We start from the raw sequence: 5,118 nt of genomic DNA on the forward strand, positions 1-5,118 counted from the left end.
TATCGCAAGGACAGCGACGGTCGCATCGCTCATAGGCATTGGGTGACGGGCTCCCAACACCGCGCCCCGGCGGACTCAGCTGCAGGCGACGGTTATCGATGGCTCCTGCTCGCGGTTGTGCTGTACGCTCTCGCGGCCGGCGCGCTCGTCACCATCCACTGGGTGCGCTGGCAGACGGGCGTCGACACCGGCATCAACACGCAGGTCGTGCTGGGCACGCTGCACGGTTTCCATTCGACGTTCGAGGGCGGCTCCGATCTGGCGGTGCACTTCTCGCCGCTGTTGGCGATCTTCTATCCGTTGCTTTTGGTGACGCGCTCCGGTCTGGCGCTCGAGTATGCGCAAGTCGCTCTCATCGCGTGCGTGCCTTTGGCGATGTACGCGCTCGTGCGGCCGCACGTCGCGGAGCCGCTTGCCGTTCGCGCCGGCTTGATCTCCTTGCTGTATCCGCCGCTCGCGACGATCGGCATCGGCGAGTTCCACATCTTGGCGTGCGTGCCGCTGCTCGTCATCGGACTGCTGTGGGCGGCCGACCGCGGGCGCTGGGGATGGTTCTCTTTGCTTGCGGTGCTGGCGCTCGCCGTGCGCGAAGACGTGCTGTTGGAGCTGGCGGCGATCGGGCTCGTGTGCGGCATCGTCTTGCTGCGTTCGCGCCACGGGATCGGCACGCTGCTTGAGTCGCCGCAACTCCGGCGCACGTTTGGGCTTGCGTTGCTAGCGCTGGGCGGCGGCGCTATCGCCGTGGCGTTAGCGTACTTCGGCATACTCCAACCCGCCAATAGCCGGTACGGCTGGTATCCGCTCTTGTACTACCATATCGGCGCCCGGCCAAGATCCGGTATTGCGGCACTGCCGCCGGTTCCGCCGCCGCCTAACCCTGCCGGCACGCCTTTGATGGCGACCATGCAACGTTTCACGTATCTGTGCGAGGCGTTTGTGCCGCTCGCACTGCTGCCATTGCGGACGTGGTGGTGGCTATTGGCGCTGCCGGGTCTGGCGATCGTGCTGCTCGCGACGAGTCAGTCAATCCGCACGATGGGCGCGCAGTATTCGCTGCTGTGGGCGCCGTGGCTGCTGATCGCGACCGCCATAGCGCTAATCGCGATCAACAGCGCTGCCGGATCGCGCGTAGCCACGCGTTGGGCTGACGTCGCGCTTGGCGCATGCGTCTTCTTCTTGATCTTCATCAACCCGATGCATCTATCGTACTACCTGCGCGCACCATATCACGACCTTGCCGGGGCCAAGCGTGCGCTGGCGTGCGTGCCACCGGACGCCTCGCTATCGACGCACGATGAATGGTTCACGCACATCGCCGGCGTCTATCCGCGCGCCAACGGCAACGTCATCGAGGGCGTCGAGTATCTGGTGTATGCGGACGATTATCCAGACCCGACGTTCGAGCGCGAGGTCAAGCCGAAACTGCAGAAGGCGCTGGCCTCGGGCCGCCTGCGGGTGGTATGCAGCGCGGGCCAAGTCCACACGTACGCGCCGATCCGTTAGCTCGCTTGGCCGGGCTGGGAGGGAACTTTTGAGCGGAGCGCAAGCGTTACCAGCATAACACTGTCTGATGACGGCCTCATAGGGGGCGTCCGGAGGAGCTTATCTGATGAAGCGCTTTACGCTGTTCGCGGTGATCGTCGTGGTTGTCATGGCCGCCTGGGCCTCGCACGCGCCCCCGCAATCGACGCCCGCTGCTGCGGCCACCCTGGTGCCGACGCATAGCGCGAAGGTCGTCCCCAGCCAGTATTTCACAAACGTCGCCGCCGCCGTGAAAGGCGGTCAGATCGTCGTCAGCTGGTGGCTTCATAGCTACGGCTATAAGATGCAGGTCCACGTGACGCGCACGCCCGCGTTTGACTCCTCGTTCCAGCCGGCCGGATATGCCTTGCTGTTGCCGCCAGTGCTCCCCGAATCCGAGGCGTCGACCGGAGTCACTAACGAGTCGTTCACCGATAGCGACGCGAAAGAGGGCGTGACGTACACTTACACCGTCTGCGCCTTTTGGATCGAGGCCGTTTATGGCAACGGCAGCAATCAACCGCCGACTTCACACGTCAATCAGACCGCATGTGCTTCGCCGGTCTCAGCCCGTCTGGGGTATACGCCGACGCGTCTCCAACCGCTGCAGATCGCTCAGCCGACGAACGTCAAGGCGCTGCGCCTGAACAATTCAAACGTCACGCTCACATGGTCCACCACTGGACCGGGCGGTGACACCGCGCATCTGTACTTGATGGTCAACACCGGAAGCACCGCGCCGACGGCTAGCTTCACCGCGCCAGGGTGGGGCAAGTACGCGGCCGTGAACCCGACCGCGCCGCAGAAGTACAACCTTAGCGTCAGCGCTGCACCCAATGGACAGCACAATTACTACATGGTCTGCGCCGCGAACAGCGACGACAAAGCGACCGTCTGCTCAACGGCGGTCCAGGAAACTGGCTTGCCCTTCGCGCCGGCGCCGCTAGCGCATTAAGCGAAAGCCAAGGAGCGGTCGAGTAAACTCGACCGCTCCATTTATTTTGGTTTGGCCTCGAGCGCTGAGGCGGCGTACGCGCGCTTGCAGCCGGGCGAGCAGAAGTAATGCGTCGTGTCTTGGACCTGCAGGGTGTGCGGCGCGTTAAGCGTCGTCACGTCCATCCCGCACACGGGATCCGTAGCGGTGGCGCGCGGCTTGGGAGTTACCTCGACGCGCGCTTGGCGGCGCCAACGCACGATCTCCGCGAGGATCGAGAGCGCGACTTCGGGCGCCGTCTTGGCGCCGATGTCGAGTCCGGCCGGATTGCGAATCACTGAGAGATCGTCGTCGGACCACCCTCGCGAGCGCAACGCGTCGAGCACGGCGTCCGCGCGCGGCCGGCTTGCGACCAGCGCGATATAGGGAGCTTTGGCGCGCAGTAACGCGTCCGCTCCGACATCGTCGTATTCGCCCATCGATGCCACCACGCCGAAGACCTGGCGCGTGCGGAACTTCGCGGGCAGCGATTCGAGCGGCCCGCTGAGGCGCTCGAGCGAGAGATCGGAATCGTCGCCGGCTTCGTCGGGATCACGAACGCGCACGACGTCGAAACCCGCGAGCTTGCCTTGCGCCGCGGTCGCCGAGGCGATCGGCATCGCCCCGATCACGACGAGCAGCGGCAGCGGGGCGTACGGCTCCACGTAGAGATCCACTGCCCCTTGGCTAGCGCACGTCATGCTGACGCGCACGTATTGCTCGTCTGCACCATCGTCGGGATAGCCCGGCAATCCGGGAATGTCGTCAGGCGAGATGCGCACCAGACGCGGTTCGCCCGTGCGCAGCGCTTCGAGCGCTTGGGTGCGCAGGATCTCTTGCGAACAGCCCCCGCCGATATAGCCCTCGACGTGGCCGTCTTCAAAGACGATCGCGGCATCGCCCAGATGCGATGAGACCGGCGCCTTGCGCGCGACCACGGTCGCGAGCGCGAACGCAGTACCCTCGCGTTGCAGCGTGGCCATCCGTTGAAGCAGCTCGGGGCGGGGCATCGCCGCTATGCGGTCCCTGCCGCGCCCGCGGTGCCGGTCAGGTTGGTGCGCACTTGCGTGAAGACGTACTCGATGATGCGCTTGGCCTGCGCGTCGAGGATGCGCCCGCCGATCGTCGCGACCGGTCCGTTGATGGTGGCGTCGCACGACCAGTCGAGCGTGGTGGTGGTGTCGCCGTTGTCTTTCATGGTAGCGACCGCGACCTGGTCCACGACGCTGCCCAAGCCGCCGCCGTGGATGTTGACCGAGACCTGCTTCGCATCGGCGCTCGGCACGAGCGTCACGTCGAACGTGAAATTGCCGCGCACCGGGCCAACGCCTACTTTCACCACCGAGGTGAAATGCGTCGCGTCTTTGACGTCGGTCGATACGATATCGGGCAGACAGGAGGCGACCTTGGCCGGCGTGGTCATGAACGCCCACGTGTCGGCGAACGACGCCGGGATCTTCTCTTGACCTTCGTAATGGACTTTCATGCTATCCCTTGATTCCTTTTTCGCGCAAGATCTTCCAAATCTTCTCGCGCGTGAGCGGGATATCCATGTGGCGCACGCCGAGCGGCGAGAGCGCGTCGACCACGGCGTTGGCGAACGCAGCCGGCGAACCGACGTTGGGCGATTCGCCCACGCCCTTGGTGCCCAGCGGGTGGTGCGGCGACGGCGTCACCGTGTTGCCCGTCTCCCAGTGCGGCGTCTCGTGCGACGTTGGGACGAGATACTCGGTGAAGTTAGTGGTGTTGTTGTTGCCGTCGGCGTCGTACTGGATCTCCTGCATGAACGCGATCGCGAAGCCCTCGGTCAGGCCGCCGTGGATCTGGCCCTCGACGATCATCGGATTGATGATGTTGCCGCAATCGTCGATGGCGACGAAGCGGCGCACGTGGACTTCGCCCGTGCCCTTGTCGATCTCGAGCGCGCAGATGTACGCGCCGTTGGGGAACGTCAGGTTGGGCGGGTTGTAGTAGTTCGTGCCTTCCAGGCCCGGTTCGATGTCGTCGCCCATGTTGGTGTACGCGGCGAACGCGACGTCTTGCATCGTCTTGGAACGGTCGGGGCTGCCCTTGACCTGGAATTTGTAGTCGACCCACTCGATGTCGGCCGGATTGGCTTCGAGCAGATGGGCCGCGAGCAGTTTGGCTTTCTCGCGGATCTTGCGCGCGGCCATGGCGATCGCGGCGCCCGCGACCGGCGTGCTGCGGCTGGCGTACGTGCCAAGGCCGTAGGGAGCGGTGTCGGTGTCGCCTTCTTCGACCAACACGTTTTGGACGTCGAGCCCAAGCTCTTCAGCGACGATCTGCGCCCAGGTCGTCTCGTGGCCTTGGCCCTGTGCCTTAGTGCCGGTGCGCACGATCGCACTGCCGGTGGGATGGACGCGGATCTCGGCGCTGTCGAACATCTTGATGCCCAAGATGTCGAACTGGTTCACCGGACCGGCGCCGACGATCTCGGTGAAGGTCGAGATGCCGATACCGAAGAGCTTGCCGGCTTTGCGCGCGTCCGCTTGCTCTTTGAGCAGGCTCTTGTAGTCGATCGTCTGCAGCGCTTTGTCGAGCGTCGCTTGGTAGTCGCCGCTATCGTATACCCAGCCGGTGGCCGATGGGTACGGGAATTTCTC

General features: G+C 64.6%; 5 protein-coding genes. 2 read left to right on the plus strand and 3 right to left on the minus strand.

What is annotated here, in order from left to right; translation table 11 throughout:
* Positions 1-1,503 (plus strand): DUF2079 domain-containing protein (locus VKF82_03285; GenBank protein ID HME81082.1); only part of this gene is annotated, 1,503 nt, incomplete at its 5' end.
* 106 nt (positions 1,504-1,609) lie between these two features.
* The gene (locus VKF82_03290; protein ID HME81083.1) at positions 1,610-2,476 is read left to right on the plus strand and encodes a hypothetical protein; all 867 of its coding nucleotides are present in this window, start codon (positions 1,610-1,612) and stop codon (positions 2,474-2,476) included.
* 41 nt (positions 2,477-2,517) lie between these two features.
* Here the strand turns inward: VKF82_03290 and VKF82_03295 are convergent, their stop codons facing one another.
* The 3 genes from VKF82_03295 to VKF82_03305 form a co-directional block, all read right to left on the minus strand.
* On the minus strand, positions 2,518-3,477 hold the full coding sequence (locus tag VKF82_03295) for an XdhC family protein (GenBank protein HME81084.1): 960 nt from the start codon (positions 3,475-3,477) through the stop codon (positions 2,518-2,520).
* A gap of 32 nt (positions 3,478-3,509) precedes the next feature.
* Positions 3,510-3,980 (minus strand): carbon monoxide dehydrogenase subunit G, encoded by a 471-nt coding sequence (locus VKF82_03300; protein HME81085.1) that lies wholly within the window; start codon positions 3,978-3,980, stop codon positions 3,510-3,512.
* Position 3,981: 1 nt separating this feature from the next.
* Positions 3,982-5,118: molybdopterin cofactor-binding domain-containing protein (locus tag VKF82_03305; GenBank protein HME81086.1), on the minus strand; the 1,137-nt coding region annotated here is incomplete at its 5' end.

The sequence above is a fragment of the Candidatus Eremiobacteraceae bacterium genome (genome assembly GCA_035314825.1).
GTDB lineage: Bacteria > Vulcanimicrobiota > Vulcanimicrobiia > Eremiobacterales > Eremiobacteraceae > JAFAHD01.